22 protein-coding genes are annotated in these 26,996 nt (G+C 65.1%); 8 read left to right on the plus strand and 14 right to left on the minus strand.

All coding sequences use genetic code 11. The features are described 5' to 3' along the window. Nucleotides 1-36 precede the first annotated feature (36 nt). Nucleotides 37-261 (minus strand): TIGR04438 family Trp-rich protein, encoded by a 225-nt coding sequence (locus tag ACEN9G_RS18090; protein ID WP_413340530.1) that lies wholly within the window; start codon nucleotides 259-261, stop codon nucleotides 37-39. A gap of 175 nt (nucleotides 262-436) precedes the next feature. Between ACEN9G_RS18090 and ACEN9G_RS18095 the strand changes: the two genes are divergently transcribed. Further along, nucleotides 437-751 carry a c-type cytochrome gene (locus ACEN9G_RS18095; RefSeq protein WP_259449906.1) on the plus strand — a complete coding sequence of 105 codons (315 nt, stop codon included), beginning with the start codon at nucleotides 437-439 and terminating at the stop codon, nucleotides 749-751. A gap of 64 nt (nucleotides 752-815) precedes the next feature. Here ACEN9G_RS18095 and ACEN9G_RS18100 read toward each other — a convergent pair whose 3' ends face one another. From ACEN9G_RS18100 to folD, 6 genes are all read right to left on the minus strand, one after another. Then, nucleotides 816-1,952, minus strand: a complete 1,137-nt coding sequence (locus tag ACEN9G_RS18100) for a branched-chain amino acid ABC transporter substrate-binding protein (protein WP_413340526.1) — start codon at nucleotides 1,950-1,952, stop codon at nucleotides 816-818. Between the two features lie 91 nt (nucleotides 1,953-2,043). Continuing rightward, nucleotides 2,044-2,415 carry a DUF2486 family protein gene (locus ACEN9G_RS18105; protein WP_413340523.1) on the minus strand — a complete coding sequence of 124 codons (372 nt, stop codon included), beginning with the start codon at nucleotides 2,413-2,415 and terminating at the stop codon, nucleotides 2,044-2,046. Beyond that, on the minus strand, nucleotides 2,412-2,837 hold the full coding sequence (locus ACEN9G_RS18110) for a DNA polymerase III subunit chi (protein ID WP_371763964.1): 426 nt from the start codon (nucleotides 2,835-2,837) through the stop codon (nucleotides 2,412-2,414). Before ACEN9G_RS18110 ends, ACEN9G_RS18105 begins: the two co-directional genes overlap by 4 nt. Before the next feature lie 14 nt (nucleotides 2,838-2,851). Further along, nucleotides 2,852-3,472 carry a DUF4124 domain-containing protein gene (locus tag ACEN9G_RS18115; protein ID WP_413340521.1) on the minus strand — a complete coding sequence of 207 codons (621 nt, stop codon included), beginning with the start codon at nucleotides 3,470-3,472 and terminating at the stop codon, nucleotides 2,852-2,854. 5 nt (nucleotides 3,473-3,477) lie between these two features. Next, nucleotides 3,478-5,565, minus strand: coding sequence for a M3 family metallopeptidase (locus tag ACEN9G_RS18120; protein ID WP_413340520.1), 2,088 nt, complete (start codon nucleotides 5,563-5,565; stop codon nucleotides 3,478-3,480). A 62-nt stretch (nucleotides 5,566-5,627) separates the two neighbouring features. Further along, the gene (gene folD / locus ACEN9G_RS18125; RefSeq protein WP_413340518.1) at nucleotides 5,628-6,485 is read right to left on the minus strand and encodes a bifunctional methylenetetrahydrofolate dehydrogenase/methenyltetrahydrofolate cyclohydrolase FolD; all 858 of its coding nucleotides are present in this window, start codon (nucleotides 6,483-6,485) and stop codon (nucleotides 5,628-5,630) included. A 295-nt stretch (nucleotides 6,486-6,780) separates the two neighbouring features. Here folD and aceE point away from each other — a divergent pair, with 295 nt between their 5' ends. The 3 genes from aceE (at nucleotide 6,781) to lpdA (ending at nucleotide 12,778) form a co-directional block, all read left to right on the plus strand. Then, the gene (gene aceE / locus ACEN9G_RS18130) at nucleotides 6,781-9,477 is read left to right on the plus strand and encodes a pyruvate dehydrogenase (acetyl-transferring), homodimeric type (protein ID WP_413340516.1); all 2,697 of its coding nucleotides are present in this window, start codon (nucleotides 6,781-6,783) and stop codon (nucleotides 9,475-9,477) included. Between the two features lie 151 nt (nucleotides 9,478-9,628). After that, entirely contained in the window at nucleotides 9,629-10,951 is a 1,323-nt protein-coding gene (gene aceF, locus ACEN9G_RS18135; RefSeq protein ID WP_483126818.1) for a dihydrolipoyllysine-residue acetyltransferase, read from the plus strand. A gap of 9 nt (nucleotides 10,952-10,960) precedes the next feature. Next, complete coding sequence (lpdA, locus tag ACEN9G_RS18140) at nucleotides 10,961-12,778, plus strand: dihydrolipoyl dehydrogenase (RefSeq protein WP_413344530.1); 1,818 nt, start codon at nucleotides 10,961-10,963, stop codon at nucleotides 12,776-12,778. A gap of 51 nt (nucleotides 12,779-12,829) precedes the next feature. On the opposite strand, the gene ACEN9G_RS18145 is transcribed toward lpdA, so the two are convergent. Together ACEN9G_RS18145 and ACEN9G_RS18150 are read right to left on the minus strand one after the other, a co-directional pair. Further along, nucleotides 12,830-13,867, minus strand: a complete 1,038-nt coding sequence (locus ACEN9G_RS18145) for a S41 family peptidase (protein ID WP_483126819.1) — start codon at nucleotides 13,865-13,867, stop codon at nucleotides 12,830-12,832. Between the two features lie 234 nt (nucleotides 13,868-14,101). Next, nucleotides 14,102-16,480, minus strand: a complete 2,379-nt coding sequence (locus ACEN9G_RS18150) for an alginate lyase family protein (protein WP_483126820.1) — start codon at nucleotides 16,478-16,480, stop codon at nucleotides 14,102-14,104. A gap of 420 nt (nucleotides 16,481-16,900) precedes the next feature. Here ACEN9G_RS18150 and ACEN9G_RS18155 point away from each other — a divergent pair, with 420 nt between their 5' ends. Next, on the plus strand, nucleotides 16,901-18,604 hold the full coding sequence (locus ACEN9G_RS18155) for a tetratricopeptide repeat protein (RefSeq protein WP_413342500.1): 1,704 nt from the start codon (nucleotides 16,901-16,903) through the stop codon (nucleotides 18,602-18,604). Between the two features lie 47 nt (nucleotides 18,605-18,651). Here ACEN9G_RS18155 and ACEN9G_RS18160 read toward each other — a convergent pair whose 3' ends face one another. Together ACEN9G_RS18160 and ACEN9G_RS18165 are read right to left on the minus strand one after the other, a co-directional pair. Next, nucleotides 18,652-19,080: an ion channel gene (locus ACEN9G_RS18160; protein WP_413342498.1), complete on the minus strand. Its 429-nt coding sequence runs from the start codon at nucleotides 19,078-19,080 to the stop codon at nucleotides 18,652-18,654. Nucleotides 19,081-19,198: 118 nt separating this feature from the next. Then, the gene (locus tag ACEN9G_RS18165; RefSeq protein ID WP_413342496.1) at nucleotides 19,199-21,616 is read right to left on the minus strand and encodes an alginate lyase family protein; all 2,418 of its coding nucleotides are present in this window, start codon (nucleotides 21,614-21,616) and stop codon (nucleotides 19,199-19,201) included. 352 nt (nucleotides 21,617-21,968) lie between these two features. On the opposite strand from ACEN9G_RS18165, the gene ACEN9G_RS18170 reads away from it, so the two are divergent. Then, the gene (locus ACEN9G_RS18170; RefSeq protein ID WP_483126821.1) at nucleotides 21,969-22,847 is read left to right on the plus strand and encodes an NAD(P)-dependent oxidoreductase; all 879 of its coding nucleotides are present in this window, start codon (nucleotides 21,969-21,971) and stop codon (nucleotides 22,845-22,847) included. On the opposite strand, the gene ACEN9G_RS18175 is transcribed toward ACEN9G_RS18170, so the two are convergent. Continuing rightward, nucleotides 22,848-23,168, minus strand: coding sequence for a hypothetical protein (locus tag ACEN9G_RS18175; RefSeq protein ID WP_413342592.1), 321 nt, complete (start codon nucleotides 23,166-23,168; stop codon nucleotides 22,848-22,850). A gap of 134 nt (nucleotides 23,169-23,302) precedes the next feature. On the opposite strand from ACEN9G_RS18175, the gene ACEN9G_RS18180 reads away from it, so the two are divergent. Then, nucleotides 23,303-23,950: a CCXG family PEP-CTERM protein gene (locus tag ACEN9G_RS18180; protein WP_413342590.1), complete on the plus strand. Its 648-nt coding sequence runs from the start codon at nucleotides 23,303-23,305 to the stop codon at nucleotides 23,948-23,950. Between the two features lie 86 nt (nucleotides 23,951-24,036). Further along, the gene (locus ACEN9G_RS18185) at nucleotides 24,037-25,359 is read left to right on the plus strand and encodes a metal-dependent hydrolase family protein (RefSeq protein WP_413342588.1); all 1,323 of its coding nucleotides are present in this window, start codon (nucleotides 24,037-24,039) and stop codon (nucleotides 25,357-25,359) included. On the opposite strand, the gene aqpZ (ACEN9G_RS18190) is transcribed toward ACEN9G_RS18185, so the two are convergent. Next, complete coding sequence (gene aqpZ, locus ACEN9G_RS18190) at nucleotides 25,360-26,106, minus strand: aquaporin Z (protein ID WP_413342586.1); 747 nt, start codon at nucleotides 26,104-26,106, stop codon at nucleotides 25,360-25,362. A 134-nt stretch (nucleotides 26,107-26,240) separates the two neighbouring features. Then, nucleotides 26,241-26,969 carry an aquaporin Z gene (gene aqpZ / locus ACEN9G_RS18195; RefSeq protein WP_413342584.1) on the minus strand — a complete coding sequence of 243 codons (729 nt, stop codon included), beginning with the start codon at nucleotides 26,967-26,969 and terminating at the stop codon, nucleotides 26,241-26,243. Nucleotides 26,970-26,996: the final 27 nt, after the last annotated feature.

Genomic DNA, 26,996 nt, shown 5'->3' on the forward strand with positions numbered 1-26,996 from the left:
ATACGCCACTAAGCTCCCGGGCGCACGACTTGCGCCTTATTTGCGCTTGCCGAAGCTCTGCTTGACGCGCTCCTTGCGCCGCTTTTCGTCGAGGTCGTGGGCCTTGCGCTTGTCGAGGCCCAGCATCTTTTCGATGAACTCGAACCAGATGAAACCGGCGACCATCAGGCCGACGATCCACCACCAGGACAGTTCGGCGAAGCGCCAGACCTCGAAATAGCGCAGGACGACGAGGACGAGGATCAGCAGGATCAGGGGCATGACGGAATTCCTTTCGAGCGGCCATGTTACAACAGTGCTGCTGATAAGCAACGGAATACTGCCATCTGGTCAACGACAATCTGTATCATCCGTTACCAAGTATGTCCAAGCCGCTATGCGCTGGGAAACACGATAGAATTCGAATTAAAGAAATGCCCCCAACTGGAGAGAGTCGATGAAACGTACCATGATGTTGTTTGCTGCAGTCTCTGCCCTGGCTTCGACCGGCGCCTTCGCGCAAGACGCGGCCGCCCTGGCGAAGGCCAAGAATTGCATGGCTTGCCACTCCGTGCAAACCAAGCTGGTCGGCCCGGCCTACAAGGACGTCGCCGCCAAATACGCAGGCCAGAAAGATGCCGAAGGCAAGCTGGTTGCCAAGGTCCTGAAGGGTGGTTCGGGTGTCTGGGGTCCGGTCCCGATGCCGGCCAACCCGCAAGTCAGCGAAGCGGAAGCGCACACGCTGGTCAAATGGGTCCTGGCGCAGAAATAACCCCGCGATCCGACGCTCAATAAAAAGCGCGCCATGCATGTGCAGGCGCGCTTTTTTATTGCGCTCAGCGGATCACGTCCAGCTTGGTCCGCTTGCCGCCCTTGTAGGTGAACAGGGTCAGCGCGCCATCCTTGATGTCGCCGTTCGCATCGAACTGGATTGTCCCGGTCACGCCCTCGTACTTGATGTTCTTGAGGACCGGCAGGTATTTGGCGGGATCGGCCGATTTCGCGTTCTGCATCGCCGTTGCCATCACCATCACGGAATCGTAGACGTACGGCGCGTACAGCTGCACGTCCATGTTGAACTTCTTCTTGTAGCGCGCGCGGAAGTCTTCCATGACTTTTTCCTGCGGACCTTTCACGCCGCCCGCTTCCGCGCAATAGACCTTGCCTTCGCCGAGGCCGTCGCCGGCCAGGCGGCCCAGCGCGTCCGTGCACATGCCGTCGCCGCCCATGAACACGGCCGTGATGCCGAGCGCCTTCATCTGCTTGAGCATCGGGCCCGCGACGGAATCCATGCCGCCGAAGAAGATCAGGTCCGGCTTCTTGGCCTTGATCGACGTGAGGATCGCCGTGTAGTCGGTGGCCGTGGCGCTCGTGAATTCGCGGCCGACGACCTTGATGCCCGGCTTTTTCAGGCCCTTCGCGAACTCGTCCGCGACGCCCTGGCCGTATGTCGTGCGGTCGTCGATGATGGCGATGTTCTTTGCGTGCAGCGTGTCGATCGCGTACTTGCTCAGCGTGCTGCCCAGCTTGGCGTCGCTGGCGACGACGCGGAATGCGCCCGGGAAGTGCTGGCGCGTGTAGACGGGAGCCGTCGTGGCGGGCGAGATCTGCACGATGCCGGCGTCGTTGTAGATTTTCGACGCGGGCACGGTGGTGCCGGAATTCAGGTGGCCGATCACGCCGTTGACTTTCGCATCGACGAGCTTCTGCGCCACCGCCGTGCCCTGCTTGGGATCGGCGCCGTCGTCTTCGGAGATCAGTTGCAGCGTGACCTTCTGGCCGTTCAGCGTGACGCCCTTCGCGTTGAGCTCGTCGATCGCCATGCGTGCGGCGTTCTCGTTGTCCTTGCCGAGGTGGGCGCTGGGGCCGGAGATCGGCGCCACGTGGCCGATCTTGACCACTTGCTGCGCGCTCGCCGTGCCCGCGAAGGCGAGGGCAATGGCGAAGGGAATGAGTTTCGTAGTGACCTGCATGTTCTCTCCAGGAAGAATGTTATGTGCGCCGAGCAAAGTTACTCTAATTTACGCTGCGCGCAAAGCGTTCTAATGGCGAGAGCGATAGCGTTCAGTCGCGCGAGCGCAGGTGCGTGAGTTCCTGCGCGACGGCGCGCGCGACGACCTGCTCGACCGTCACCTGCAGACCGTCGCGCAATTCCGTCGCGAGCCGCGTCACCACGTGGTCCAGCACGGGCGCCATGCTGCTGCGGACCTGGTCTTCCAGTACCAGTTCGACGCGGTCCTGCAACCGGTCGAGCACGCGCGCGACGAGGCGTTCCTCGAGGGCGCGCCAGGCGTTGTCGTCGAGCTCGCGCCGGGTGGGCTGCTCCGGTTCCGGCTGTGCTTCCACGGCCGGTGCCGCCGCGCTTTCGGGCACGACCTCGGCCACGACCTCGGTGAGGACGGGGATGCTTTCGTCGTTGAAGGGAATATCGCTCATGATTGCCCCGCCACGAAGTGGGTCAACGGATAGGACTGCTTCTTGTAGGCGACGTAGCGCGCGCGGCCGGCGGCGGCGTCTTCCTCGTCCGTCGAGATGATTTCGAACACGCGCGCGAACTGCTCGAAGCCGGCCGGCGTGCGGCGCGTCAGGTTCACGAGCATGTCGCGGTGCGGCAGCTCGACGCGTTCGTCGGCGGTGACGATCACCGGCGTCTCCGGCGCGAGGGGATCGCCCGCCATCACGTGCGGGATGAAGTCGGTGCCGGACAGCGTCCACAGCGCCTCGTTCAGGGCTTCGGCCTGCGCCGGGCTGTCGGCCAGCAGGACGAGCTTCGCGCGCGCCGCGTACGCCTTGCGCGCGAGGCGGCAGACGTAGCTGAGCTTGTCGGGGATGTTGGTGTGGAAGTCGATCCGGGTCATGGAAGTCGGAGTCATCAGAACTGGAAATCCGGTGGCGTTTTCTTCGGCTGCGGCTGCCGGCGCGGTTGCTGCCGCTCCGCCTGCGCGGCAGCTTCGTCCGGCGCCGGTGCCGCCGGCAGTCGTGGCGGCGGCACCGGGGCGGCGGCCTCGCTGGCGCCGGTCCGGTAGCCCGGCGGGAGTACGGACCTGCGTGGATACGACGCGGCATCCAGCGCTTCGTTCCACGTGCCGGCCGCAAACCCGGTCACCGGGCGGTTGCCGACGACGAGCAGCGGCAGCTCGTCCTTGCCGCCGGCGCGCTGCAGCTGCTCGCGGTCTTCCGCCGTGTTCACGGTCTTTTCCGCGAACGGGATGCCGCGCGCGCGCAGCAGGGCGCGGCCCTGGTCGCAGGCGTCGCAGCGCGCCGTCGTGTACAGGGTCACGGGGTGCAGCTTGACGGCGCGCGCCAGTTCGTAAGGCAGCGACGGCGTCGCTTCCGGCCGGCTGTCGGGGCGCAGCACCTGCGCCGTCCCCTTGGCCGGCGGCGTATCGCTGTAATGCGTCACGCCGGCCGCGTCCTTCCATTTGTACGTCTGGCCGTGCGCGGCAGCTGCGGCCGCGGCGGACACGACGAGGAGGGCGGCGGCGGCGCCCATCTGCGTCAGGCCTGCATCCCGTTATGGCGCAGCAGCGCGTCGATCTTCGGTTCGCGGCCGCGGAAGGCCTTGAACGATTCGAGCGCCGGGCGCGAGCCGCCCACGGCCAGGATCTCGCGGTGGAAGCGCTTGCCCGTCTCGTCGAGCAGCGAACCGCCGCCCGCTTCGACGGCTTCCTCGAACGCGGCATACGCGTCCGCCGACAGCACCTCGGCCCACTTGTAGCTGTAATAGCCGGCCGCGTAACCGCCCGCGAAGATGTGGCCGAACGAATGCTGGAAGCGGTTGAACGACGGCGGGATCAGCACGGCGAACCTGGTGCGCACCTCGTCGACCAGTGCCTGCACGGTCTTCTGGCTGGTCGGGTCGAAGTCGTAGTGCAGGTGCATGTCGATCAGCGAGAACTCGACCTGGCGCAGCGTCTGCATGCCGGACTGGAAGTTCTTCGCCGCGAGCATCTTGTCGTACAGCGTGCGCGGCAGCGGCTCGCCCGTCTTCACGTGCGCCGTCATGCCTTGCAGGACGTCCCACTCCCAGCAGAAGTTTTCCATGAACTGCGACGGCAGCTCGACGGCGTCCCATTCCACGCCCGAGATGCCGGACACCGACAGCTCGTCGACTTCCGTCAGCATGTGGTGCAGGCCGTGGCCGAATTCGTGGAACAGCGTCGTCACTTCATCGTGCGTGAACAGTGACGGCTGCAGCTTGCCGTCGACCTCCGCCGGCGGCGTGAAGTTGCAGGTCAGGTACGCGATCGGCGTCTGCACGATGCCGCCCGTGGTGAGCCTGCGCCCGCGCGCGTCGTCCATCCACGCGCCCTGGCCTTTGCCCGGACGCGCGTACAGGTCGAGGTAGAACTGGCCGATGAGTTGACCGTTCTTCTCGATGCGGAAGAAACGCACGTCCGGATGCCAGACCGGCGCGTCGTCCGGAGAAATCGTCACGTCGAACAGCTTCGAGATCAGGCCGAACAGGCCGGCGACGACCTTAGTCTCCGGGAAGTATTCCTTCACTTCCTGCGCGGAGAACGCGTAGCGCTTCTCGCGCAGCTTTTCCGACGCATAGGTCACGTCCCACGCCTGCATGTCGGCGATGCCCAGTTCGTCCTTCGCGAACGCGCGCAGCTCGGCCAGGTCCTTCTCGGCGTACGGACGGGCGCGGCGGGCGAGGTCTTCCAGGAACTCGATCACGTGTTCCGGCGTCTCGGCCATCTTCGGTTCGAGCGAGACGTGGGCGAAGCTCTGGAAGTCGAGCAGCTTCGCTTCCTCGTCGCGCAGTTTCAGCAGCTGGGCGATATTGCCCGTGTTGTCCCACTTTTCCAGCTCGGAGAACACGGCGCCCATCTCGGATGCCTTGGTGGCGTTGGCGCGGTAGATCTGTTCGCGCAGCTCGCGCTTGTCGGCGAATTGCAGGATCGGGAAATAGGACGGGAAGTGCAGGCTGAATTGCCAGCCCGTCTTGCCGTCGCGCTCCGCCGCGGCGCGCGCGGCCGCCTTGACGTCGTCCGGCAGGCCGGACAGGTCGGCTTCGTCGGCGACGAGCAGTTTGTAGTCGTTGGTCGCGTCCAGCACGTTTTCCGAGAAGCGCGTGGACAGTTTTGCCTGCTCTTCCTGGATCTCGGCGAAGCGTTCCTTCTGTTTCTCCGGCAACTCGGCGCCGCCCAGGCGGAAGTCGCGCAGGGCGTTCTCGACGATGCGCTTGCGGGCGGGCGCCAGGTTCGCGAAGTCGGCGCTCGCGCGCAGCTGCTTGTATTTGTCGAACAGCGCTTCGTTCTGGCCCAGCTCCGTCCAGAACTCGGTGATCTTCGGCTGGTTCTCGTTGTAGGTGGCACGCAGCTCGGGCGTGTCCATCACGTGGTTCAGGTGGTTGACCACGCCCCAGGCACGGCCCAGGCGTTCCGTCGCTTCCTCGAGCGGGACGACGAAATTGTCCCACGTGACCGCGCCTTGCGTAGGTGCTTCGGCCTGGGTCACGGCGGTGCGTGCTTCGGCGATCAGTTGCTCGATCGCCGGCGTCACATGCTCGGGACGGATCAGGTCGAACCGGGGCAGCCCGGAAAAGTCGAGGAGGGGATTGGTCGTTTCGGTCGTCATGTTCTGATTCCTTTGATATTCAATCTCACCGCCATCTTACCCGGGCCAGCCATTTACGGCGCTTATGCGCGCTTGGCCACGCGCTCGGCCGACTCCAGCGTATTCTGCAGCAGCATGGTGATGGTCATCGGACCCACGCCACCCGGCACCGGCGTGATGTGGCCGGCGACTTCCTTGACGCTGTCGAAGTCGACGTCGCCGCACAGCTTGCCTTCGTCGTTGCGGTTGATGCCCACGTCGATGACGATGGCGCCCGGCTTGACCATGTCGCCCGTCAGCGTGTTGCGGCGGCCGACGGCGGCCACGACGACGTCTGCCTGGCGGGTGTGGTAGCCCAGGTCCGGCGTACCGCTATGGCAGATGGTGACGGTGGCATTCTGTTGCAAGAGCAGCAGCGCCATCGGCTTGCCGACCGTGTTGCTGCGGCCGATCACGACGGCATGCTTGCCGCGCAGGTTCACGCCGGTCGTCTCGATCAGCTTCATGCAGCCGTACGGGGTGCACGGGCGGAAGCCTTCCAGGCCGGCCATCAGTTCGCCGGCGGACAGCACCGAGTAGCCGTCCACGTCCTTGCTGGTCGCGATGGCTTCGATGACTTTCGATGCGTCGATGTGCTTCGGCAGCGGCATCTGCACGAGGATGCCGTGGATGGCCGGATCCGCGTTCAGGGCGGCGATGCGGTCGAGCAGGGCCTGCTCGGAGAAATCGGCCTCGTACTTTTCCAGCACGGAGTGGAAACCCACGTCGCCGCAGGCCTTGACCTTGTTGCGCACGTAGACATGGCTGGCCGGATCGTCGCCGACGATGATCACGGCCAGGCCGGGCTGGTGGCCGGCAGCGGTGAGGGCGGCGGTGCGGGCGGCGATGTCGGCGCGCAGTTGTTGGGAAAGTTTGACTCCATCGATCAATTGGGCGGTCATGGCGGGGGCTCGTGTGCTGGAAAAAAACGAAATTATAAGCGCCCACGAGGGTATCGCGCGCCGCCCGGAGGCGTTCGTTGTCATATTTATCGACGTGCCTGTGTCGGGCGGAACCCGTATTTCATGCGTCCTACATGGCCTTCATCTCACATTATGAAATTGAATATCATATTTTGAAAATTGAGTGTTCCACTGGTAGAATCGACACGCTTTATTCAAGGGATAGTCTTTTCGCCACCAAACGTCCGGGATAAACGGGATCGGGTGGGGCACCACACTCAAGGAGACGTAGCAAATGTCAGCTCAACTCGACCAGTTGACGGCACAAGCCGCCAACGACCCGGATACGCTCGAGACCAAGGAATGGCTCGACGCGCTTGAAGCGGTCATCGAATTCGAAGGTACCGATCGCGCGCACTACCTGCTGGAGCGCCTGGTCGATCTGGCGCGCCGCCGCGGCGCCCACGTTCCGTTCTCGAGCAACACCGCCTACGTGAACACGATTCCGGCCCACCTGGAAGCGCACTGCCCCGGCAACCTGGAATACGAAGAGCGCCTGCGCTCGTGGATGCGCTGGAACGCGATGGCGATGGTCGTCAAGGCCAACCGCCTCGACGGCGACCTCGGTGGCCACATCTCGTCGTTCGCCTCGCTGGCCAACATGCTGGGCATTGGCTTCAACCACTTCTGGCACGCCGAGACCGAAGACCACGGCGGCGACCTGCTGTACATCCAGGGCCACTCGTCGCCGGGCATCTACGCCCGCGCCTTCCTGGAAGGCCGCCTCTCCGAAGAGCAACTGCTGAACTTCCGCCAGGAAGTCGACGGCAAGGGCCTGTCGTCGTACCCGCACCCGAAACTGATGCCGGACTTCTGGCAGTTCCCGACCGTGTCGATGGGCCTGGGCCCGATCATGGCGATCTACCAGGCACGCTTCCTGAAGTACCTGGAAGCCCGCGGCATCGCCAAGACCGACAACCGCAAGGTCTGGGTCTTCTGCGGCGACGGCGAGATGGACGAGCCGGAATCGATGGGCGCGATCGGCATGGCCGCGCGCGAAAAGCTGGACAACCTCGTCATGGTCGTCAACTGCAACCTGCAGCGCCTGGACGGCCCGGTGCGCGGCAACGGCAAGATCATCCAGGAACTGGAAGCGGACTTCCGCGGCGCCGGCTGGAACGTCGTCAAGGTCATCTGGGGCCCGGGCTGGGACGCCCTGCTGGCCAAGGACAAGGACGGCATCCTGCAGCGCGTGATGATGGAAACCGTCGACGGCGAATACCAGAACTACAAGGCGAAAGACGGCGCGTACGTGCGCAAGCACTTCTTCGGCAAGCACCCCGAGCTGCTGAAGATGGTCGCGAACATGACCGACGACGACATCTGGCGCCTGACCCGCGGCGGCCACGATCCGCACAAGATCTACGCGGCCTTCAAGAACGCCCAGGAAAACAAGGGCACCCCGACCGTGCTGCTCGTGAAGACCGTCAAGGGCTTCGGCATGGGCAAGTCGGGCGAGGCGCGCAACACGGCGCACCAGACCAAGAAACTGGACGACGAAGCCATCCGCGAAATGCGCGACCGCTTCGCCATCCCGATCCCGGACGACAAGCTGGCCGACATCCCGTTCTTCAAGCCGTCCGACGACGCGCCTGAAATGAAATACCTGCACGAGCGCCGCAAGGCCCTCGGCGGCTACCTGCCGCAGCGCCGCCAGCAGGCCGACGAGAAGCTGCCGGTCCCGCCGCTGTCGAGCTTCAAGGCCGTCACCGACCCGACCGCCGCCGGCCGCGAGATCTCGACGACGCAAGCCTATGTGCGTACGCTGACCGCGCTGCTGAAGGATCCGGCCATCGGCCAGCGCATCGTCCCGATCCTCGTCGACGAATCGCGTACATTCGGCATGGAAGGCCTGTTCCGCCAGATCGGTATCTTCAACCAGCAGGGCCAGTTGTACGAGCCGGTCGACAAGGACCAGGTGATGTACTACCGCGAAGACAAGGCGGGCCAGATCCTGCAAGAGGGTATCAACGAAGCGGGCGGCATGTGCTCGTGGATCGCCGCGGCGACGTCGTACTCGACGAACAACCGCGTGATGATCCCGTTCTACACGTACTACTCGATGTTCGGCCTGCAGCGCGTGGGCGACCTGGCCTGGCTGGCCGGCGACATCCGTGCCCGTGGCTTCCTGATGGCGGGTACCGCCGGCCGCACGACGCTGAACGGCGAAGGCCTGCAGCACGAAGATGGCCACAGCCACATCTTCGCGGCGACCATCCCGACCTGCGTCCCGTACGACCCGACCTATGCGCACGAAGTGGCGGTGATCATCCAGAACGGCCTGCACCGCATGGTGGAGAAGCAGGAGGATGTGTTCTATTACATCACCATCATGAACGAGAACTACGAGCAGCCGGGCCTGAAGCCGGGTACGGAAGAGGGCATCATCAAGGGCATGTACCTGCTGCAGGAAGGCGATAAAGACGCCAAGCAGCGTGTGCAGCTGATGGGCTCCGGCACCATCCTGCGCGAGTCCGTGTTTGCCGCCGAGCTGCTGAAGAACGACTGGGGCGTCGCCGCCGACGTGTGGTCGTGCCCGTCGCTGACGCTGCTGGCCCGCGACGGCCAGGACGCCGACCGCTGGAACCTTACGCACCCGCTTGATGCGCCGCGCCTGCCGTACGTGACCCAGCTGCTGCAGGGTTCCGAAGGCCCGATCGTCGCGACGACCGACTACATGCGCCTGTTCGCCGAGCAGATCCGCGCGTACATCCCGAGCGGCCGCACGTACAAGGTCCTGGGTACCGACGGCTTCGGCCGTTCGGACAGCCGCGCCAAGCTGCGTGAGTTCTTCGAGGTGAACCGTTACTACATCACGGTCGCCGCGCTGAAGTCGCTGGCCGAAGAAGGCAAGATCGACGCGAAGGTGGTGGCGGACGCGATCGCCAAGTACGGCATCGATCCGAACAAGCCGAATCCTGTGACCCAGTAATGCTCTGATTCGTCGTACCCGCGAAAGCGGGTACCCATGCTGAGTTTCCGAAGGCGCTGATGTATGCTACTTCGCGCTACTCAGCATGGATCCCCGCGTGCGCGGGGATGACGGTTCTACGGCTAACGACAAAAACACGGAGTTAACAAACATGAGCATTGTGGAAGTCAAAGTCCCCGACATCGGTGACTTCAAGGAAGTCGAAATCATCGAGCTGATGGTCAAGCCGGGCGACACGATCAAGGTCGACCAGTCGCTGATCACGGTGGAATCGGACAAGGCCAGCATGGAGATCCCGTCGACCCATGCGGGCGTCGTGAAGGAAATGAAGGTCAAGGTCGGCGACAAGGTCGGCGAAGGCTCGCTCGTGCTGCTGCTCGAGGAAGCCGCAGGCGGCGCGGAAGCTGCCCCGGCACCTGCTGCCGCCGCACCGGCACCGGCTCCTGCCGCAGCGCCTGCCCCGGCTGCTGCTCCGGCACCTGCCGCCGCACCGGCACCGGCGCCCGCCGCCGCACCGGCCGCCGCCGCCGCGCCTGCCGCGAGCTTCGCCTCGGCCCACGCCTCGCCGTCCGTGCGCAAGTTCGCGCGCGAACTGGGCGTCGACCTGAACAAGGTGAAGGGTTCCGGTCCGAAGGGCCGCATCACCCAGGAAGACGTGCAGGGCTTCGTCAAGTCGGCACTGGCCGCAGGCCCGACGGCCGCTCCGGCCGCAGCCGGCGGTGGCGCAGGCCTGAACCTGCTGCCATGGCCGTCGCTGGACTTCTCCAAGTTCGGCGAGACCGAAGCGCAGCCGCTGTCGCGCATCAAGAAGATCTCCGGACCGAACCTGCACCGCAACTGGGTCATGATCCCGCACGTGACGCAGTTCGAAGAAGCCGACGTCACCGACCTGGAAGACCTGCGCGTCGAATCGAATGCCGCGTATGCCAAGGCCAAGTCGCCGGTCAAGCTGACCATGCTGGCGTTCGTGATCAAGGCCTCCGTCGCCGCGCTGAAGAAGTTCCCGAACTTTAACGCGTCGCTGGACGAAGCCAACGGCCAGCTGATCCTCAAGAAGTACTACAACATCGGCTTCGCGGCCGACACGCCGAACGGCCTGGTCGTCCCGGTCATCAAGGACGCCGACAAGAAGTCCGTGTCGCAGATCGCCACCGAGATGGGCGAGCTGTCCGCACAGGCGCGCGAAGGCAAGCTGTCGCCGGCAAACATGCAGGGCGCGACCTTCACGATCTCGTCGCTGGGTGGCCTGGGCGGTACCGCGTTCACCCCGATCATCAACGCGCCGGAAGTCGCGATCCTGGGCCTGTCCAAGTCCTCGATGAAGCCGGTGTGGGATGGCAAAGCCTTCCAGCCGCGCCTGATGCTGCCGCTGTCGCTGTCGTTCGATCACCGCGTGATCGACGGTGCCGCCGGCGCCCGCTTCACGACCTACCTGGCCGATGTCCTGGCCGACCTGCGCAAGACGCTGCTGTAAGGAGAGCCCATGAGCACCGTTGAAGTCAAAGTCCCGAATATCGGCGATTTCAAGGAAGTCGAAATCATCGAGCTGATGGTCAAGCCCGGCGACACCATCAAGGTCGACCAGTCGCTGGTCACTGTCGAATCGGACAAGGCCAGCATGGAGATCCCGTCGACCCACGCCGGCGTCGTGCAGGAACTGAAGGTCAAGGTCGGCGACAAGGTGAGCGAAGGCTCGCTGCTGCTGACCGTCGACGATGCCGGCGCTGGCGCTGGCGCGGCACCTGCTGCAGCGCCGGCACCCGCTGCGGCCGAGCAGGCACCGGCCAACAAGCCGGCCGATTCGTATGCTCCAGCCCACCCGACCCCGTCGGCACCGGCAGCACCCATTCCGAACGCGGCCAGCTACACCGGCCCGGTCGACGTCGAATGCGAGATGATGGTGCTGGGCGCCGGCCCCGGCGGCTACTCGGCCGCCTTCCGCTCGGCCGACCTGGGCATGAACACCGTCCTCGTCGAGAAGTACGCGACGCTGGGCGGCGTGTGCCTGAACGTGGGCTGCATCCCGTCCAAGGCGCTGCTGCACGTGGCGCACATCATGGACGAGACGGCGCACATGGCCGATCTCGGCGTGTCGTTCGCCAAGCCGGACGTCGACATCGACAAGCTGCGCGCGTACAAGGACAAAGTCATCAAGACGATGACGGGCGGCCTGGCCGGCATGGCCAAGGCGCGCAAGGTCAATGTCGTCCAGGGCGTGGGTAAATTCCTGAGCCCGAACCACATCGAAGTGACGGCTGCCGACGGCGCGAAGAAGGTCGTCGCGTTCCAGAAGGCGATCATCGCGGCCGGTTCGGCTGTGGTAAAACTGCCGTTCGTGCCGGAAGATCCGCGCATCGTCGACTCCACCGGCGCGCTGGAACTGCGCCAGGTGCCGAAGCGCATGCTCGTCATCGGCGGCGGCATCATCGGCCTGGAAATGGCGACCGTGTACTCGACGCTGGGTGCGCGCATCGACGTCGTCGAGATGATGGATGGCCTGATGCAGGGTGCGGACCGCGAGGCCGTCAAGGTCTGGCAGAAGTTCAACGCATCCCGCTTCGACAACATCATGTTGAAGACCAAGACCGTCGGCGTGGAAGCGCTGCCGGAAGGGATCAAGGTCACGTTCGAAGCCGCCGAGGCAGGCCAGCCGGCACCGGAAGCGCAGGTCTACGACCTCGTGCTGGTGGCCGTGGGCCGCAGCCCGAACGGCAAGAAGATCGGCGCGGAAGCGGCCGGCGTGGCGGTCACCGACCGTGGCTTCATCCCGGTCGACGGCCAGATGCGCACGAACGTCCCGCACATCTTCGCTATTGGCGACCTGGTGGGCCAGCCGATGCTGGCACACAAGGCCGTGCATGAAGCCCACGTCGCCGCGGAAGCCGCGCACGGCGAGAAGGCCTACTTCGATGCGAAGGTGATCCCGTCGGTCGCGTACACCGATCCGGAAGTGGCATGGGTCGGCCTGACGGAAGACGAAGCGAAAGCCAAGGGCATCAAGGTCGAGAAGGGCCACTTCCCGTGGGCCGCATCGGGCCGCGCCGTCGCCAACGGCCGCTCGGAAGGCTTCACGAAGCTGCTGTTCGACGCCGAGACTCACCGCATCATCGGCGGCACGATCGTCGGCACGAGCGCCGGCGACATGATCGGCGAGGTCGCGCTGGCCATCGAGATGGGCGCGGACGGCGTGGACATCGGCAAGACGATCCATCCGCACCCGACCCTCGGCGAGTCGATCGGCATGGCGGCGGAAGCCTACGAAGGCGTCTGCACCGACCTGCCGCCGCCGCGCAAGCGTTGATCCAGGCGTTGTACGTCGTAAAGGAACCGGGGCCATGTGCCCCGGTTTTTTTTACGGTCGATTTGTTCCGTCAAGCCGGCGTTGCAGCATGTCCTTTGCCACGGCAAGCGCGTTGTCCGGCGTCGCCGCGACATCCGGTGCGACGCCCACGCCTTCCCAGTTGGTGTGGGTAATGGGACTGATGGTGCGCGCACTGGGTATCGCGGCGAAAAAATGGTCGCCGAGGCGGAAGGGACGTGTCGGGTGGGCGCCGCCCCAGGTCCGTTCGCCGATCAGCGTGGCGCGTTTCAGCGCCTGCATCGTGTAGGCGAAGTCTTCGCCAGCCGACATCGTGCCGGGGCCCGTCAGGATCAGGACCGGCTTCTTGCCGCCATAGCGCTTGCCGTCCAGCTGGTCGACCGTCCAATGCTGCGTGGCGACGCCGGTATCGCGATCCCAGATGTCGTTGACGCGCGTACGCTCGTCGACGAAATAGCTGACCAGTAGAGCCACCCCGTCCGGTGTGCCGCCGTGGTTGTTGCGCAGGTCGATGATCAGACCGTCGGTATCGGCGAGCTTGTCCATCGCAGCCGCATATCTTGGGGCCACGAGGAAAGGCGGCGGGAAGCCGGAAAGGTCGAGGTAGCCGATCCTGGGGCCCAGGCGATCGACTTTTTCCACGCCGAGGCTGGACGCGAGGATACGCTGGCGCACATCAGGGGGCGCGATCCGCTCCCACTCGGCCAGCGTCGTGGGGCGCGGCCCGACTTCACGGTCGGGCGGCACCAGATCGGGGTCGAATCCCACGAACAAGTGCTTGTCATGAAGGACGTCGGCAAGATCGGCCGTGAGCTGTTTTGCCAGTTGTTCGCCATCCGTGATCCCATCGTACTTGCCCTCGCGCTGGCGCTGCTGCAGGACCGTCCCGACCTGCCTGGCCTTGTCGGGAAAGACGTAGTGATCGTTCAGCTTTGCCACGAGCGCATCGATCGCTTGCACGCGCATCGCGCTGTCGACGGCAACCTTGGGCGGCGGCTCGGGCGTGGCGGCATGGGCGCCGAGCGTGGTCAGCAGCAGGAAGCACGGTACGACGATCCATCTCTTTTTCATCATTTTTCCTTTGGCAGGGTGTAGGAAACGATTTATTCACGGTAGGAGCAATAAAGCGAAATCAGAGTAGCATAAAAATTACCACAGTATGGTAATATCTTTGACAAGTAATCAGCCTGCATATTGACTTGCACTACCGGGCGATCGGCGAAAGCGACCGCATGACGCTCAAGTCCGTGAAGCCATGAAAAACCGGGGCACGCGTGCCCCGGTTTTTTTACGCCGGTCGAATCGTTACGGCTTGGCCGCGTACAGTCCGATTTCGGACAGCGTCGTAAAGGTGCTGTCGCCGTTATTGGAGGTGATGTTGAGCCGGTACCAGCGATAGGCGCCCGGGCTCGCGATCGCGTAGCTCTTCTGCTGGATGCGGGAGGCGAACGCCTGCCCGCTCTGCGTGTCGAGCGTCGTCCAGTTCACGCCGTCGTTGGAACCCTGGAACTGCCAGTCCTTCGGATCGCGCGGCACCAGGTCGGTGGAGCTGATGACCGTGTAGCGCTGGACCGTCTCCGTGTGGCCGAGGTCATACTGCAGCCAGCCCATCACGCCCTTGTAGAACCAGTACGACCCCGAGTTCTGGTCGAAGACGTACTTCGCGTTGCCCGGGTTGTTCGCACTGTCGTTGGGCGTGCCCCCGGTGGCGACGTTCGCCAGCGGATGCACGGGCGTGACGCTGTCCTCCGGAGAATTGGCGCTCGTGCCGGCCGCGTTCGTCGCCGTGACGGTGTAGTAGTAGGTCGTGCCGTTGGTCACCGACGTGTCGATGTAGCTGCCGCCCGTGACGTTGGCCGCGATGGTCGTGTAGGGGCCGCCGCTGGACGTGGCGCGCAGCACCGCGTAGCCGGTGGCGCCGGACGACTGCTGCCAGCGCAGCGGGACGGCGCCGTCGCCCGGCTCGGTCAGCAGCGTCGCGGGCGCGGCGGGGATGGCGGCGGGCGCGCCGCCGTCGCCGCCCGTGATTTGCACGTTGCTGAAGGTGGAGGTATTCAGCGTGCCGTTGGCGACCGAGGCGACCACCAGGCCGGCATAGATCGTGTCCGGCAGCGGGCCGTCGATGCGGCCGATGTCGGTGGCGGCCCAGTTGGTCCCGTCGGGAGACAAGTAACCCGTGATCATGTTGCCGATGCGCTCGAGCTTTACCCAGTAAGAGGCGGTGGAGCTCGCAATGGGGAGCACCTTGTTTCCGTAGTTATTGCCGCCGTAAACAGCGAGATTCTGCATGTTCTGTTCGGCCTGGATCCGGTTGGTAATGGCCATCCAGGCGCGCGGCGCACCCTTCGCAAGGCTCGTGCGCATCATGACGCCTGCTTTCGCGGACGGGCTGGTGTTCTGGAGCGACTCCACTTTCGCGATGATGGCGCCGTCGCCGGTGAGCGCCTGGTACGCGAAGTGGCAGCTGTCGTTCCCGCCCCAGATTTCGGCGCCTCCCCCTTTCACGGTCCATTTGCCGTCGGCGTAGGTGGCCGAGCCGGCCGGGGCGGCACCCCCGATGTCCGCGTCGGCAAAGCCCGAGGTGATCGAGCTGGTGGCGGGAATGGACAACGCCGGCGGGGGCGTCGCCGTCGACGTGTCGACGTCCTTCAGGAACACGAAGCTGCCGCTGTCCACCGGCATCCACTGGCGCCGCTGCGCGATGAACGGTGCCTGCATGCCCTTGCGGTTGACGTAGGCGTTGTAAATCTGGTTGAGCACGATGTTCCCGCCTCCCCAGCCGTTCCACCCGCGGTTCGTGTTGTCGGCGGTGTAGTAGGCGTCGGTGGTGCCGAACGGGAGGAAGGGCGTGGGCTCGAGCTCGTTCACCCGCGCGAAATATTCGCCGGCCGCCAGCAGGCGGTTGTCGAAATCGGAATAGACGTCGATGCCTTGCTTCCACAGCGCCTCGGCGAGCATGACCAGCGATTTCAGCTGTCCATGGGCATGCCCCTGGTCACGCAGGGAGTCGCCGAGCATGCCGATGTCGTTGGAACTGCGCAGGCCGATGTGGGCGAGCGTGCGGGTCTGGGCGACGACCCGGTCCAGGAGCTCGGTGTCGTCGTTGAAGATGGCCATCAGTCCGAGCGCGTTCAGGGCCAGCGCGCCCTTGTTGGCGGCGCCGAACATGTTCTCGCCATACGGGTTCGATGCCGGAATCAGGACATTGGTGAAGTAGGCCTTGACCGTGGCCGTGTCGGCCTCCGTCCAGTCCGGCCATGTGCCGCGCAGGATATCCGCGCCGCCCACGAACATGTAGGCGTAGTCGCCCAGGTCGAGCATCGACTCGCGACCCGCGAACTCGGTCTGGACGGTGGCCCACTGCATCAGGATGTCGTGCGCCTTCTTCGCATAATCCTTGTTGCCGGTGAAATACCACATCCGCGACAGATTCCAGATCGCCATCATGTCGCTGCGCCACGGCCAGAGATTCACATCGGGGGCGCGGCTCACGGTCGCATACGGCCCCCCCATGACGTAGGTGAGCCTGGCCCTGCCGTCGTTCGCCAGCTGGTCGTACGCGGACTTCCACGGCTGCCTGCCTTGATCGACGTACGACTTGAGCGTCATGAGATCGGAGGCGGTGAGGGGCGTGCCCGGGTGCGTGAAACCGGTGACCTGCGCCACGCCGTCAACCGGGAGCATGGCGGTGCTCGACATGAGCAGCGCAGCGGCAAGACTGGTTCGAGCAAACATCCTGGAGTTTTTTTTCATCGGTAGCCTTCATTAATGAACATCCAAACGGCGCGCCGATGGCGCGCCCCGACAATGTCACGTTCAAGGGCATACCGGGCGTCCCCGTCGCCTTGCCCGCAGCCTCGCCGCGAGGCGAGGTGTTTTGTTCGAGCGTCAAACTATTAAATTATGGCAGCAATATTGCCGTGCAGCAATATGTTTGCGTATGTATATGGATGAATGTAGCATTAATTTAACATTAACGTCGACTGGCGTGCAGTTCATCTTACAGTCGTGTGTCTTGTCGTGGGAATGTGCGCATTTCTACCGGCTGGCCATCTGTTATGTTGGTTGTCGCTGTCCGTCCCCGCCCAAAAAAGAAAGACGCGCATGGCCAACTGCAAACACGTCGTTTCCCTGCTCGCGGCAATCGCGCTCATGCCTGCGCATGCATCCGGGAGCGAGCCCGCGAAGGTTGTCGTCAAGGGCAGGCACGATCCGTCCACGGTCGTCGTCAAAGGTGTGCGCGATCCGTCGGCATGGTTCCGGATCGAGAGCCAGCACCTGATCGTGTATTCGAACGACGACCCGGATGACGTCATCGAACTGGTCAACAATCTGGAGCGGCTCGACTACGTGCTGCGGCTGTACCTGAAGCCGTTCCTGGACGGTCGGGAGACGCTGCCCAAGTTCAGGCTGTACTTCCAGGGCCGGCCGGACATGCCGCCGGAGTTCGGCGTAGTCGACGGTTCCGCCATGGCCCTGACCAGCAGCTGTGTCTACGGGACGCAAGCGTTCACGTTCAGCAAGGCCAAGAGCTGGAAGCTGGACAATGCGTCGCTGCTCCGACCGGAAGACGATTACACGCTGATGACGAATTTCTGGGTGTACGCCGATAATTTCCTGCGCCGCCATACGCGCATCCGCGCGCCGGGGTGGTTCTTTGCCGGCTTCGACGCGTACTTCGGCGGCATGCGCTTTACCGACAACCAGATGCTGGTCGGCCGCGATGGCGGGACGTCCTATAACCTGCTGCAGGAGATCGACGAGGGGCGGATCAGGCGCCTGCGATTCGACGATGTCCTGCACGACCGTTTACCGTCCGAAACGTATGCGTATGCGGTCGGCACGAACGGGTATTACCGGCAATGGGAATTCCTCGCGCGCTCGTTCAACCTCGTACACTACATGCTTTCGTCCGAGGACAACCGCAACAAGATGGCGAAGTATCTTGAACGGGTCAACGAAGGCAGCGATTCCGCCGACGCGTTTGCCGACGTCTACGGCCTGTCGGGACAAGAGCTCGACGCGGCGATGTGGCGTTACCGCCAGGCGTCCATGAAAATCCTGCAGGTCGAGGTACCAGACCTGCCCCAGGCCCATATCGAATTCACCCGCCTGAGCCGCATGGAGGGCGAATTCGTGCTCGACAACGCCGCGCTGATGGCCTGCCCCGCGCCCGCCGACGGCAGGAAACTGCTGGCGCGTTTGCAGCAGACGGCAGCGCAGGCACCAGCCGTCGATTTTGCCCAGATCACGCTGAGCCGCGCCCAGGTCGATTGGGGCAATCCGGGTGATGCCATCGGCTACCTGGCGCGCGCCGTCGAGAACGATCCCTACAATCCCGAACCGCATTATCTGCTGGGCCTGGCACAGACGAAGCTGGCGGAAGGCGCGGGCCCCGACAGGCACGACCGGCTGGAAGCGGCTCGCGCCAGCCTGGCGCAGGCCGCCTTGCTGGCGCCGGAAGCGCCCGACGTGTCGTATGCGCTGTTTCGTGTCGGACTGATGGAGGCGGAGCCGAGCGTCAAGGACATCGGCAGGGCAATCGATGCCTGGCGCCACGGCCACGATGTCGCCGCGTTCGCGCGCGCTGCCGCGCTGGCCCACGCATGGCAGGGCGATCCCGCCGGTGCCTATCAGGTACTCAATGCGCTGGCGCGGAACGCGGGGGACCCCGGGAACGCCGCGTGGGCAACGACCTGGCTCGCCAGGCTGGAGAAGGGCGTGCCGCGGAATGAACTGCTGGCGGCAATGCGCGCGGAACAGCCGATGGCGCTCGCGGCCCGGTCGTGGATGCATAGCCGCCGCTAGGGACGCATCACCCCGGCAGCACCGGCGTCGCCATCGATCCTGGCGCGTTATCGGGTGTCATCCCACAACCGCTCCATCGACAAATAGGTGTACGACGCCGTCCACCCGATCAGCAGCATCCCGTTCAGCGCCTGCATGCCCGCCAGCAGGCGCAGGTCGCCGTGCGGCAGCACGTCGCCGTAGCCCAGCGTCGTGTAGGTCTCCGCCGAAAAGTACAGGCAGCGCGTGAACGGCAGCGGGCCGGGGTCGCCCATGTGGCCGACGCCGAAGCGGGTCGCCAGCAGATAGTAGGCGAGGCCGTACAGCAGGATTTCGATGAAGTGCGCGCCGAACGCGCCGACGATCACGAATACGAGCCGCATGCGCGGCGGGATGCGCAATGCGGGCAACGCGGCCGTCATCAAACGCAGCACCTCGTAGTGGATCACGGTCGTGGCGATCAGCAGGAACGCGCAGGCGGTGATGGCGATGCCCATGCTCTGACTTTCCGGGACGATGTTCGATGCAGGGGAGCATAGCAAAGGTCGGCGCTACGCGATGAAAAGACCGGGACTGCGCGTCCCGGTCCTCTTTACGCAGGACGCCTGCCGCGTCTCACGGCTTCGCGGCAAACAGCCCGAGCTCCGACAGCGCCGTCGAGGCGGTATCGCCATTATTGGCCGTGATGTTGAGCCGATACCAGCGATACGCGCCTCCCCCCGCGACCGGGTAGCTTTTCGGCTGGAGACGGTTGGCGAACACCTGGTTGCTTTGCGCGTCGAGCGTCGTCCAGCCGACGCCGTCGTTGGAGCCCTGGAACTGCCAGTCCTTCGGATCGCGCGGGGCCATGTCGCTGGCGCTGATGACCGTATAGCGCAGGACGGTCTCCGTGTGGCCCAGGTCGTACTTCAGCCACCCGGTCGGGGCCCCGTAGAGCCATTTCGTCGCCGAGTTCCGGTCGAAGGCCAGTCCGGCGTTGGCCGCGTTGTTGGCGCCGTCGGTGGCACTGCCGCCGGTGGCCACGTTCGTCAACGGATGCACGGGCGTGGCGTTGTCCTCGGGAGAATTCGCGCTCGTGCCGGCGGTGTTGGTCGCCGTGACCGTGTAGTAGTAGGTCATGCCGTTGCTCACCGAATTATCCGTGTAGCTGCCGTCCGTGACGCCCGATGCGATGGTCGTGTAGGGGCCGCCGCTGAACGTGGCGCGCTTGACCGTGTAACTCGTGGCACCGAAGGACTGCTGCCAGCGCAGCGGAACGGCCCCGTCGCCCGGTTCGGCCAGCAGCGTGGCGGGCGCGGCCGGGATGACGCTCGGCGCGCCACCGTTGCCGCCCGTGACCTGGACGTTGCTGAAAGTGGAGGTGTTCAGCGTGCCGTTGGCATGCGAGACGACCGCCAGGCCGGCATAGATCGTGGCGGGCAGCGTGCCGTCGATGCGGCCGACGTCGGTGGCGGCCCAGTTGGTGCCGTCGGGCGACACGTAGCCAGTGATCATGTTGCCGATGCGCTCGAGCTTCACCCAGTAAGAGGGCACGGTGTTCGCGATGGGCAGGGCCTTGTTGCCATAGTTCGTGCCGCCGTAGACAGCAAGGTTCGGCATGTTCTGTTCGACCTTGACCTGGTTCGTCACGAGCATCGTGGCGCGCGGCGCTCCCTGGGCCAGGCCGGTGCGCATCATCACGCCCGCCTTGGCGTACGGGCTGGTGTTCTGGATCGTCTCGACTTTCGCGATGATCGCGCCGTCGCCGATGAGGGCCTTGTAGGCGAAGTGGCCGCCATCGGCCGTGCCCCAGCTGTCGGCGCCTGCGCCCACCACGGTCCATTTGCCGTTGGCGTACGAGGACGTGCCGGCCGGGGTGCTGTTTCCGATATCGATATCATTCAAGCCCGAAGTGATCGAGGTCGTCGCGGGAATGGCGAGCGCCGGCGCGGGCGCGGCCGTCGAGGTGTCGACCTCCTTCATGAACATGAAGCTGGTGCTGTCCACCGGCATCCACAGGCGCCGCTGCGCGATGTAGGGGGCAGGCCTGCCCTTGCGGACCGCGTAGGCGCCATGGATCACATTGAGCGCGATGTTCCCGCCGCCCCATCCGCGGTTCGTGTTGTCGGCGATGTAGTAGGCGTCGGTGGTGCCGAACGGGAGGAACGGCGTCGGCGCGAGCTCGTTCACCCGTGCGAAATATTCGCCTGCCGCCAGCAGGCGCTCGTCGAGATCGGCATAGACGTCGATGCCCTGTTTCCACAGCGCTTCGGCGAGCATGGACAGCGACAACAGCTGGCCATGGGCGTGCCCCTGGTCGCGCAGGGAATCGCCGAGCATGCCGATGTCGTTGGAACTGCGCAGGCCGATGTGGGCGAGGGTGCGCGTCTGGGCGACGACCTGGTTCAGCAACGCGGTGTCGTCGTTGAAGATGGCCATCAGTCCGAGCGCGTTCAGGGCCAGCGCGCCCTTGTTGGCGGCGCCGAACATGTTTTCGCCGTAAGGGTTCGACGCCGGAATCAGGACATTGGCGAAATATGCCTTGACCGTGGCCGTATCGCTGGCCGTCCAACCCGACCAGGTGCCGCGCAGGATGTCCGCGCCGCCCACGAACCTGTAAGCGTAGTCGCCCAGGTCGAGCATCGACTCGCCGCCCGAGAACGCCGTCTGGTTGGTCGCCCACGCGATCAGGATATCGTGCGCTTTCTTTGCGTAGGCGTCGTTGCCGGTGAAATACCACATCCGCGACAGATTCCAGACGGCGATCATGTCGTTACGCCATGGCCAGAGATTCACGTCGGGGCTGCGGCTCACGGTCGCGAATGGACCCGCCATGACGTAGGTGGACTGCGATTTGCCGTCGGCCTTCAATTGGTCATAGCCGGACTTCCATGGCTGCCTGCCCTGGTCGACATAGGACTTGAGCGTCGCGAGATCGGACACGGTGAGCGGCGTGCCCGGATGCGTGAAACCGGTGACCTGCGCCGCGCCATGACCCGGCAGCGCGGCGGTGCTGGCCAGGAACAGTGTCGCGAGGATGTGTCGGATGCCCATAAACTCTTCTCTAGAACTGATTTTCATCGGTACCCCTTCATGAGTGAACATCATTAACCGGCGACACCTCAGCCTCGCGACATCGTGCGCCGGGACTGTCACGTTCAAGGGCGTACCGGGCGTCCCCGTCGCCTTGCCCGTGGTCTCGCAAGACTGCGAGATATTGATTGAGCAACAACATCTATATGGCCGAGTTATGGTGGATCTGTATATAAAGTTATAAAGGTTAACGATAACATAAACAGGCGTGGAGATTGTTCTGTTGAACGCGCGTGTTGCGACATCGTCAGCCTCACGCTGGTTTAATATCGGTTTTGCCCATAGCGGGCAGACACTCGAATAAGGAACACGCATGAGCATCGCATTCATCGGCCTGGGCAGCATGGGCCACCACATGGCGGCCAACCTGCTGAAGTCCGGCCAGCCCGTCCACGTCTGGAACCGCAGCCCCGCACCCGTGCAGGCGCTGGCGGCGCTCGGCGCGAAGCCGGCCGCGACGCCCGCCGAGTGCGGCATCGCCGACGTCGTGTTCACCATGCTCGCGGACGACGACGCGACGCGCGCCGTGCTGCTGGACGGCGGCGTGCTGGCCGCGATGGCGCCCGGCACCATCCACGTCAACATGGCCACCGTCTCCGTCGCGTTCGCGCGCGAGATGGCGGCGCTGCACGTCGAGCGCGGCGTCGGCTATGTCGCCGCGCCGGTGCTGGGCCGCGTGGACGTCGCGGCAGCGGGCAAGCTGAACATCCTCGCCGGCGGCAGCGACGAATTGATCGCGCGCGTGCAGCCCCTGTTCGACCTGCTGGGACAAAAGACGTGGCGCTTCGGCAGCGAGCCGGAACAGGCGAATGCGATCAAGCTCGCGTGCAACCTGATGCTCGCCTGCGCGATCGAAGCGACGGGCGAGGGCGCCGCGCTGGCGCGTGCCCACGGCGTGCCGGCCGCGGATTTCATCGACCTCGTCACCAGCACGCTGTTCGCCGGTTCGCCCGTGTACAAGGGTTATGGGGGGATGATCGCCGGGGAGCGCTATTCGCCGGCCGGCTTCAAACTGTCGCTGGGCCTGAAGGATGTGCGCCTCGCGGTGGAGGCGGGGCAGGGCAAGGGCTTGCCGCTGGCATTCGGCGAGACGTTGAAGTCGACCTTGCAGGATGCCGTCGCGCAGGGCGATGCCGATCTCGATCTGGCGGCGCTGGGCAAGCACGCGGCGCGGCGCGGCGGATTGAACTGATCACGGAAAGACAAACGGCAGCACCAGCACCAGGATGACGATGACGGGCAGGACCAGTGCCCGGCGCGTGCGCCGCTCCGGATAGGCCCGCGCCAGCAGCCACGACCACACGATGCCCAGCCCGGCGACGATGGACGAGCCGAGGTATACGACCATGCCGAGGCCCACCATGCCGATCGGATCGATGATCGGGACGCGGGGCGGCTGGCCGGGCACGGTCGTGATCAGGAAGGCGGCGACCCAGGCGATGTACAGGGCCAGCGGCAGGATGCCTGCACCCATCAGGAAGTTCGCGGAAACCGATTGGCAGCGTGGCGTCATGGACGAAGGCCCATCGTGTTGCGTCGTATTGACGCAAAATAATAAATAAACAACAAAGATTCCTTTTTGTAATGACAAAGTTCTTTTTGGAATGATATATTGATCTAAGTTAAACAAAATTAAGGAAATCTGCGATGAACGCGCGCTCCCGACTCGCCCTTGCCCTGCTTGCCAGCTTCGCCTTCAATGCCAACGCCAGCGTCATTACCGTACAGGTGGCGACCACGTCGCCCGCGGCGCAGGCAAACGCGGCTGCATACAAGCTGGCCGTGGATGCCGCCATTGCCAATCCCGCCGCGTACAAGGGCAGCAAGTCCGTCGCAGTGTACGACAACCTGGCGGTCAAGAATTACTTCGGCGGGATCAGCAATTACGCCTTCGAGTCCACGATCGATTTCGGCGTCACCGCGGCGCAGGCCGGCACGTGGAACTTCCGCACCGGCGTCGATTTCGGCTTCGGCGGCGCCCTGTTCGTCGACGGCGTTGCCCTCGGCTACAACACGCACGACATGTGGTGGGCCAACACCTACGGCGCGGCGAACGGCAGCCTGCAGGGCGCGCTCAATCTTGCGGCGGGCAACCACGTCCTGAAGATCTACGGCATCGAAGACTGCTGCGACGGCGCCATGCAGGCCCAGTTCAAGGCCGCGAATGCCGCCGCCTACGCCACGTTCGCCAGCACCGACCAGCTGAACGCCGTGCCGGAACCGGTCAGCATCGCGACGTTCGGCCTGGGTGCCGGCGCCATCGCCTTCATTCGTCGCCGCCGCAAGCAGGCGTGATATGCCGCGGTGCGGCATGCGATCACGTTGTTAATGGGAGTCCCTGGGCGTAACATCGGCGCTTTCCTACCGATGAGCTGCCCACAATGACAATACCAACCCGCATCCTCACCGCCGTCCTCTCCCTCCTGGCCATTAACGCCTGCGCGGCCGACGCCGCCCCGGCGACCCCACACACCGTCGTCCTGCGCGCCGCGCGCATGTTCGACGGCGCCAGCGGCAAGCTCGTCGAGCATCCCCAGCTGACCATCGTCGGTAACAAGATCGTCCGCATCGCACAAGCCGACAAGGCGGACGTGCCGGCCGGCGCCGAGGTCATCGATCTGGGCGACGCGACCCTGCTGCCGGGCTTCATCGACGCCCACGTGCACCTGTCCGGCCAGGGCAGCGACAACTGGTACGGCGACTTCTTCGACAACATGATGCGCTTCCCGGCGGAGCAGGCGCTGTACGGCGCCTATTACGCGCGCATCACGCTCGAGGCGGGTTTCACGTCCGTACGCGACGTCGGCTCGACGGACTGGGTCGCGCTTGGCCTGCGCAACGCCATCGACGCGGGCAAGGTGCCGGGGCCGCGCATGCTCGTGTCGAACTATGCGGTCGGCTCCACCGGCGGCCATGCGGACCAGGACCCGATTCCGCCGCATAAACTGCCGCTGGCCGGGCCGCTGCAGGGCGTGTGCAACGGGCCGGAAGAGTGTCGGGCCGCGGTGCGCTACCAGATCAAGTACGGCGCCAACGTCATCAAGTTCATGCCGTCGGGCGGCGTGCTGTCGCTGTCGGATCCCGTCGATGCACCGGAGCTGTCGCAGGACGAGATGAATGCCGTGATCGGCGAGTCGCACGCGTGGGGCCGCAAGGTCGCGGCGCATGCGCATGGCGACAAGGCGGCGAAGATGGCGGTGGCGGCCGGCGTCGATTCGATCGAGCACGGCAGCTTCATCGAGGACGACACGCTGCGCGCGATGAAGGCAAAGAACGTCTATCTCGTGCCGACGATTTCCGCCATCGCGCACGTCGAGGAAAAGATCGCCACTTTCCCGCCCGTGATCGCGGAAAAGGGCCGCGCCGCCGCGGCGCACCTGCGCCAGACGTTCCGCCACGCCGTGCAGATCGGCGTGCCGATCGCGCTCGGCACGGATGCCGGCGTCGGCGCGCACGGCACGAATGCGCGCGAATTCCGCTACATGGTCGAGAACGGGCTGACGCCTGCGCAGTCGCTGCTGGCCGGCACCGCCAACGCGGCTCGCCTGCTGGGCACGTTTGAGCGCGTCGGCACGCTGGAAGCGGGCAAGCTGGCGGACGTGGTGGCCGTTCCCGGCAATCCCATCGCCGACATCACGGTCACCGAGCGGCCGGTGTTCGTGATGAAGGACGGGATCGTCGTACGCAGGCACGCCGCACGCTGATCAGCGGTGGGCCGGCCGCAGGCCCAAGTCCGGCTGGCCCTCCACCGCAGGCTCGGACACCTCGCGTTCCAGCACGGCGCGGTACAAGATGCCGGCCAATGCACCGCCCAGCAGCGGCGCGAGCCAGAACAGCCACAACTGCGCGAGCGCCCAGGTGCCGGCGAACAGCGCGGGCCCCGTGCTGCGGGCAGGATTGACGGACGTGTTGGTCACGGGGATGCTGATCAGGTGGATCAGCGTCAGCGCCAGCCCGATCGCGAGGCCGGCAAACCCGACCGGCGCCCGCGTGTGCGTCGCGCCGAGAATGATCAGTACGAACATGAACGTCATGACCACTTCGGTGATCAGCGCCGACCCCAGCGAGTAGTTGCCGGGCGAGTGCGCGCCATAGCCGTTGGCGGCGAAGCCGGCCGCCGCATCGAAGCCCGGCTTGCCGCTCGCGATGGCGTACAGGACGGCCGCCGCTGCGATTGCCCCGGCCACCTGCACGAGGATGTACGGGCCGATCTGGCGGGCGGGGAAGCGGCCGCCCGCCCAGAGACCGACGGTCACGGCCGGATTGAAGTGGCCGCCGGAGACCGGACCGAGCGCGTAGGCGCCTGTCAGCACGGTAAGCCCGAAGGCAAGCGCGACGCCGGTGAAGCCGATGCCGACGTCAGGGAATGTCGCGGCCAGCACGGCGCTGCCGCAGCCGCCCAGCACGAGCCAGAATGTGCCGATGAATTCGGCGAGACATTTACGATACATGGCAACCTCCCGAGATGAGGGCGCCACGTCACCGCGCCCGCGGGGCGTGACGCTTTCACCATTCTAGGTGCCGCGCGGCGGGCCGCCAGCAAAATCGTGCAGCAGCCCGCCTGTGCGCCGTGTGCGGCCGGCGTTCAGGTGCGGACCGGACGTCCTTCCACCGCCGGCTCGGTCTCGTCGCGTTCGAGCAGGATGCGGTACACCGCGCCGCCCAGCACGCCGCCCAGCAGCGGCGCGAGCCAGAACAGCCACAGTTGCGCGACCGCCCAGCCGCCGACGAACAGCGCCTGGCCCGTGCTACGGGCCGGGTTGACGGACGTGTTGGTGACGGGGATGCTGATCAGGTGGATGAGCGTCAGCGCCAGCCCGATCGCGAGACCGGCAAAGCCCACGGGCGCACGGGTATGCGTCGCGCCGAGGATGATCAGCACGAACATGAACGTCATCACGAGTTCCGTGACGAGGGCCGCGCCGAGCGAATAGCCGCCCGGCGAGTGTTCGCCGTAGCCGTTCGAGGCAAAGCCGCCCGCGAGGTCGAAGCCCGGCTTGCCGCTCGCGATCGCATACAGCACTGCTGCTGCCGCGATCGCGCCGCACACCTGCACGACGACGTACGGAACGATATTGCGCGCCGGGAAGCGGCCGCCCGCCCACAGGCCGACCGTGACGGCCGGATTGAAATGGCCGCCCGAGACGGGGCCGAACGCATAAGCGCCGGTCAGCACGGTCAGGCCGAAGGCGAGCGAGACGCCCGCGAGGCCGATGCCGACGTCGGCGAATTTGGCGGCCAGCACGGCGCTGCCGCAGCCGCCCAGCACGAGCCAGAACGTGCCGAGGAATTCGGCGAAACATTTACGAAACATGGTGTGATCTCCCGGAGAGTGAAGTGC

The organism is Massilia sp. Masssp94, assembly GCF_059491305.1.

What these genes read in the sequence shown, in the direction of transcription:
- ACEN9G_RS18155 (WP_413342500.1), top strand. Translation starts at nt 16,901, where the DNA reads ATGGCCAACTGCAAACACGTCGTTTCCCTGCTCGCGGCAATCGCGCTC.
- ACEN9G_RS18150 (WP_483126820.1), bottom strand. Translation starts at nt 16,480, where the DNA reads ATGCTCCCGGTTGACGGCGTGGCGCAGGTCACCGGTTTCACGCACCCG.
- ACEN9G_RS18120 (WP_413340520.1), bottom strand. Translation starts at nt 5,565, where the DNA reads ATGACGACCGAAACGACCAATCCCCTCCTCGACTTTTCCGGGCTGCCC.
- ACEN9G_RS18185 (WP_413342588.1), top strand. Translation starts at nt 24,037, where the DNA reads ATGACAATACCAACCCGCATCCTCACCGCCGTCCTCTCCCTCCTGGCC.
- aqpZ (WP_413342586.1), bottom strand. Translation starts at nt 26,106, where the DNA reads ATGTATCGTAAATGTCTCGCCGAATTCATCGGCACATTCTGGCTCGTG.
- ACEN9G_RS18170 (WP_483126821.1), top strand. Translation starts at nt 21,969, where the DNA reads ATGAGCATCGCATTCATCGGCCTGGGCAGCATGGGCCACCACATGGCG.
- ACEN9G_RS18160 (WP_413342498.1), bottom strand. Translation starts at nt 19,080, where the DNA reads ATGGGCATCGCCATCACCGCCTGCGCGTTCCTGCTGATCGCCACGACC.
- ACEN9G_RS18105 (WP_413340523.1), bottom strand. Translation starts at nt 2,415, where the DNA reads ATGAGCGATATTCCCTTCAACGACGAAAGCATCCCCGTCCTCACCGAG.
- ACEN9G_RS18165 (WP_413342496.1), bottom strand. Translation starts at nt 21,616, where the DNA reads ATGGGCATCCGACACATCCTCGCGACACTGTTCCTGGCCAGCACCGCC.
- ACEN9G_RS18180 (WP_413342590.1), top strand. Translation starts at nt 23,303, where the DNA reads ATGAACGCGCGCTCCCGACTCGCCCTTGCCCTGCTTGCCAGCTTCGCC.
- lpdA (WP_413344530.1), top strand. Translation starts at nt 10,961, where the DNA reads ATGAGCACCGTTGAAGTCAAAGTCCCGAATATCGGCGATTTCAAGGAA.
- folD (WP_413340518.1), bottom strand. Translation starts at nt 6,485, where the DNA reads ATGACCGCCCAATTGATCGATGGAGTCAAACTTTCCCAACAACTGCGC.
- ACEN9G_RS18145 (WP_483126819.1), bottom strand. Translation starts at nt 13,867, where the DNA reads ATGAAAAAGAGATGGATCGTCGTACCGTGCTTCCTGCTGCTGACCACG.
- aceE (WP_413340516.1), top strand. Translation starts at nt 6,781, where the DNA reads ATGTCAGCTCAACTCGACCAGTTGACGGCACAAGCCGCCAACGACCCG.
- ACEN9G_RS18110 (WP_371763964.1), bottom strand. Translation starts at nt 2,837, where the DNA reads ATGACCCGGATCGACTTCCACACCAACATCCCCGACAAGCTCAGCTAC.
- aceF (WP_483126818.1), top strand. Translation starts at nt 9,629, where the DNA reads ATGAGCATTGTGGAAGTCAAAGTCCCCGACATCGGTGACTTCAAGGAA.
- ACEN9G_RS18095 (WP_259449906.1), top strand. Translation starts at nt 437, where the DNA reads ATGAAACGTACCATGATGTTGTTTGCTGCAGTCTCTGCCCTGGCTTCG.
- ACEN9G_RS18115 (WP_413340521.1), bottom strand. Translation starts at nt 3,472, where the DNA reads ATGGGCGCCGCCGCCGCCCTCCTCGTCGTGTCCGCCGCGGCCGCAGCT.
- aqpZ (WP_413342584.1), bottom strand. Translation starts at nt 26,969, where the DNA reads ATGTTTCGTAAATGTTTCGCCGAATTCCTCGGCACGTTCTGGCTCGTG.
- ACEN9G_RS18175 (WP_413342592.1), bottom strand. Translation starts at nt 23,168, where the DNA reads ATGACGCCACGCTGCCAATCGGTTTCCGCGAACTTCCTGATGGGTGCA.
- ACEN9G_RS18090 (WP_413340530.1), bottom strand. Translation starts at nt 261, where the DNA reads ATGCCCCTGATCCTGCTGATCCTCGTCCTCGTCGTCCTGCGCTATTTC.
- ACEN9G_RS18100 (WP_413340526.1), bottom strand. Translation starts at nt 1,952, where the DNA reads ATGCAGGTCACTACGAAACTCATTCCCTTCGCCATTGCCCTCGCCTTC.